This is a genomic window from Pedobacter sp. 10L46_2, assembly GCF_056395165.1.
Genome location: NZ_JBFTIZ010000329.1, coordinates 1 through 4,693, shown reverse-complemented (window position 1 = coordinate 4,693; position 4,693 = coordinate 1). Strand labels below are relative to the sequence as shown.

The window sequence follows — 4,693 nt, the reverse complement described above, 5'->3', positions numbered from 1 at the left end:
CTGTTACCGTGATCCCGTTTTCTTTAAAAATTTGTGCATTCCTTCCGTAACCAATTCCAGGTATCAAAATATTTTTCAGAGATTTCTGAACAAAAAAATCCTTTGTCAGTACAGCAGATTTTGCCGGCTCAAAGCCCCACATCTCCTGTTTTTCGCCAAATGCTGATTCCCAGAACTCTGGTTTTCCGGATTCATTAACCATAATCTTTATATGCTATTGAGTATGCAATTTACCAAGAATACTCAACAGCTCACCACACGAGGCTCAATGCAATAGTAATTAAACAATCAAATGACTATGGCCTTCGTTCAACCTGATTTAAATAGAGTCAATTTTATTTTCAACTCTTTTCCAGACTTCTGTGAATCCAAGACTTTCAGCCCCGTCTTTACCTTCTACCATTCCATTCAAAACGAGCAGTTTTTTATCATCGCTAAACTTATATCTTAGTTTATACGTCTTTCCGGCTAAGGCATAGGTAGCGCCCTGGGTTTCGCTCTTAATAATTTCAGAATAGGTCTCATTATCGTTTATTACATAATTACCCTGATGAGTAATAATAGATCCGTTTTGAGTGATCCGCATGTTAAAAAACTTACCATCTGCATCAAAGAATTTCAACAAACCTGGAATTGCCACCCTGCTTTCAGAACCATTAGTTGCCAATCGCGTTAGCTCCCATGCGCCATTAAATAAAGCGGAATTCGATTCTTGTGCAGAAAGTTTGGTAAAAGAGACAAATAGTAATAAAACGATTGTAATACCTTTGAGCGTTAATTTTTTCATGTTATTTGGTTATAACACTAATATAAGAAATCAAACTAAAATCTAGAATTTTTCATAAGTCTGCTGTCATATTACCTCACAGTAGAAATATTTGATTGCAGATTTAGCGGAAGTTACTATTGACTTTGTTAAAAATGTCCGCGCACAGATTACAAAATAGCGGATACATTTCACTTCTCATTCAACCCTTTTCACATTTACATAAAAGTCACTATCAATACTTAACGATGAATTGCTGGTTGGCGTTATACGCAGTTCCTTCCAATCTTTAGTCGGATTAAGCCATTTATCACTTGTAAGATTGGTTTTAATAGGCATTACAAAATCCGACAAACAATTGCTAAAGCGATACCTCAATATGTTGTCACGTATGCTGTACTCAAAAGTAGGAATATCTTTCTCCCGCAAGTACTGATTAAAGAATGGCTGCAGATTCTTACCTAAAGTTTTTCCGATAAACCTTTCAACCTCAATTGAGTTCACTGTTTTATGATAAAACTCGCGGTTAACAGCCCTTAACATCTTACGGAACTGCTCATCATTATCAACAATAGCCCGAAGCATATGCGCAATTGTCCAGCCTTTTAAATACATGTGTCCACCAGCATCCTCATAAATTCCATAGCGTCTTATGATTGGTTCAGTATTCTTAATCCGGCAAATAGTTCTAGCTTCAAAGAACTCTTTGGCTGCCTTTTTACCATATTGACTTTCAATAAAAAGCTCTTCGGCATACCCTGCAAATCCTTCCTGCAGCCATCTGTCAGTAATATCTTTTGTTGTAATGCTGTTTCCGAACCACTCATGCGCGACTTCGTGAACCACCAGCCTATCGGTCTTTAAATCCCACGTACTTAAGTATTTTGCATTTATCCTGCCCAACTTAAATCCATTACCATAGGCTATAGCGCTTTGATGTTCCATGCCCGGATATGGTGCTTCCACCATTTTAAAACTATCTTCATAAAAAGGATATGGCCCAAACCAGTATTCAAAAGTTTTCAGCGTTTTGTCAACCTCATTTTTGAGGTAAGAATGAACCTTTTCTCTGTTGTAATCAATTACCCAATAGTCAGTACTTAAATTGCCTTTCTCGCCTTTATACATTTCTGGAACCCGCACATACTTTCCCACATAAAAAGCCAAACCATAATTGTTTATTGGATTTACTACATGCCATTTATAAGTAACGGTTCCATTACTATTTACTATTCGGCTTTTTAACCTGCCGTTACCAACAGCAACCAAGGTATCAGGAACGCTGATGGCCAATGAAGCACCATTATCGGGCTCGTCGCCTTGATGTAGTTTGCATGGGAACCAAACGCTGGCACCAATTAACTGAGATCCCAGGGTGATCCATGGCCTCCCTAACGAGTCAAGTTTCCATGATATACCACCATCCCATGGCGGATTGGTAGATTCTTTAGGCGCTCCTGAATAAAAGATGTCAATAGTAGCCTGCGATTTAACTTTTAAATCAGGAACTTTAAGAAACCATACATTTCCTTCCTTTTCGACGGCGATCTTTTGCTGTTTAAACAGTACGCTATCGATCTCTAGCGGTTCTTGCAAATCAATCTGCATAAACCTATTATGGTTACTTTTTATTACCTCAAAGGTGATACTATTTTTACCCTGAATTGTTTTTTTTCCAAAATCAGGTTCAATAGCCAATGCGTAATATTTTATATCCCACCATTCTCTATCTTTAGTTATACTACCCTTAAGTGTATCTTGTCGGGAAGGGACACTCACAGACTGAGCAAATAACCCGGCTTGATGGCAAATTAAAATCAGCAGAAACAAAAGAAATCTTAAAGGCATATAGTTAGCTTACAATAAACAACCAATATATGGATATTGAAACATATTCTGTATGTCGTATTTTCCCCCTAATATTGTCGCATACTCACAGCAACGGTACAGCATTTGGTCCCTAGATTTGTATTGTAACAAAACCTTACAATATGAAAAAGCATATTATAATCAATCTCTCAATTGCTATTGTTGTGGCAGTAATGGCTTCCTGCCAACCGCGTAATAAGGATACACAAGCCGTTTCAACCGAACAAAAAGAAACGGCAAACAACCAACCCATACAGCCAGCCGACAGTGGCTATGCTGATGTAAACGGGCTAAAAATGTACTATGAAGTTTATGGCGAAGGTAAACCCATTGTACTGCTACATGGTTCCTTTATGAATATACCTTTAAACTGGTCGCACATCATACCTGTTTTTGCCAAAAACCGGAAAATAATTGTTGCAGAGATGCAGGGCCATGGCCGCACAAAGGATATCCCTCGTGAATTTAGCTACGAAAATATGGCCGACGATGTGTCTGGCTTGCTTAAGCACCTCAAAATAGATAGTGCAGACATTTTAGGATATAGTATGGGCGGCGGAGTAGCTTTTCAGTTTGCAGTGCGCCACCCTGAGCAGTTACGAAGACTCGTGATACTCTCTGGTACCTATAAACACGACGGGTGGTGGCCGGATGTAGAGGCCAGTTTTGCTACAATGAATGCAGACATGTTCAAGGGCTCTCCTATCGAAAAACAATACGACAGTCTTGGAAACGATCCTAAAAATTTCCCTGCGTATGTAAAAAAGGTTCTTAGTATAGACGTAAAGCCTTATGACTGGTCTAAGGAAGTAAAAAATATAAAAGCTCCAGTATTTATAGCCATAGGTGATGCCGACGGAGTACAATATGAGCACGCGCTTGAGCTGTTTCGTGCTAAAGGCGGAGGCAAAATGGGCGATATACATGGGCTGCCTAAATCCCGGTTAGCTATAATTCCCGGCACAACGCATATTGGTATGATGCAGCATATGGATTGGATAATTCCGATGGTCAATGATTTTCTGGATTCTGATCTAAAACCAACGCCTCCTACATTTTAAGGCGGGCATTTCGATCACCGCCGTCATTCCGAAGAACTGAGGGATCTCTTGGTTATGCTACTCCAAGAGATCTCTCCTATCGTGACGGCGATTGTAATAACGGCAGCTGCCACAACAACGCCTTTCTTTTCATTGTAACCTTCATTTAGCTATATTCGTTAAAGGTTTCTCCTTATCGAAATCATTTAATTTGACAACTATGAAAAGTCTTTGTTTGGGTCTGCTTTTCTCTTTAAGTATTTTTACACTTAAAGCACAGTCAGATACTGCCGTTTTTCGCAGTGTTGCGGCTACCATTCAAAAAAAATATGCACCAGATAAGCGTTCAGTTTATTTTAACCTGGAGCTTACTGGTGATTCGGCCAAATTGGAAAGCACCTCTCAGGAAGCGCTGAAAGAATTTGATAAACTAAAGCCAAACACACCTTCAATTAAATTCAGCGGCGTATTGCTGCCAGAGCCCTCCTTACACGGGATGGAATACGGGGTAGCCAATCTCTCGGTTTGCAACAACAGAGCCTACCCGAAAAATGCGGCAGAGATGATGACGCAAATGTTGCTGGGCACACCAATTAAAGTATTTAAAAAACACGGAGGGTTCTATTTAGTGCAAACTCCTGATGGTTATATATCGTGGACAGATGTGGGTGCCATAACCCCCATGAACAAATCAGGTTTTGAAACCTGGCAAAGGGCAAAAAAGGTCGTATTTACTGCAGACTATGGCCATAGCTTCAACACACCCGATGAAAATGCGCAGCGAGTATCTGACCTGGTTGGCGGCAATATCCTCCAGTTACTTGGTGAAGAGAAAAAGTTCTACAAAGTAGGCTATCCTGACGGCAGAACAGCATATTTACCTAAAAGACAAGCCAGCCTGTACCAAGCCTGGGTTACCAGACCCGATCCAAATGCCGAAAAAATTTTAACCACAGCACAAAGCCTGTTGGGCGTTCCTTACCTCTGGGGCGGCACGTCCGGCAAGGGTGTCGACTGC

Annotated in this window: 4 protein-coding genes and 1 pseudogene; 2 read left to right on the top strand and 3 right to left on the bottom strand. The window is 40.2% G+C overall.

The window, feature by feature from the left end; translation table 11 throughout:
• The 3 genes and pseudogenes from AC1DDX_RS23960 to AC1DDX_RS23950 all read right to left on the bottom strand — a co-directional run.
• Window positions 1-202 (bottom strand): annotated as a pseudogene (locus AC1DDX_RS23960) (SAM-dependent methyltransferase); the annotation flags it as partial.
• A gap of 117 nt (window positions 203-319) precedes the next feature.
• Window positions 320-787, bottom strand: coding sequence for a DUF4488 domain-containing protein (locus tag AC1DDX_RS23955; RefSeq protein WP_048905914.1), 468 nt, complete (start codon window positions 785-787; stop codon window positions 320-322).
• 177 nt (window positions 788-964) lie between these two features.
• The gene (locus AC1DDX_RS23950) at window positions 965-2,614 is read right to left on the bottom strand and encodes a M1 family metallopeptidase (protein WP_337715941.1); all 1,650 of its coding nucleotides are present in this window, start codon (window positions 2,612-2,614) and stop codon (window positions 965-967) included.
• A gap of 143 nt (window positions 2,615-2,757) precedes the next feature.
• On the opposite strand from AC1DDX_RS23950, the gene AC1DDX_RS23945 reads away from it, so the two are divergent.
• Both AC1DDX_RS23945 and AC1DDX_RS23940 read left to right on the top strand, forming a co-directional pair.
• On the top strand, window positions 2,758-3,696 hold the full coding sequence (locus tag AC1DDX_RS23945) for an alpha/beta fold hydrolase (RefSeq protein WP_337715939.1): 939 nt from the start codon (window positions 2,758-2,760) through the stop codon (window positions 3,694-3,696).
• 199 nt (window positions 3,697-3,895) lie between these two features.
• On the top strand, window positions 3,896-4,693 hold a 798-nt coding region (locus AC1DDX_RS23940), incomplete at its 3' end, for an SH3 domain-containing protein (protein ID WP_477622720.1).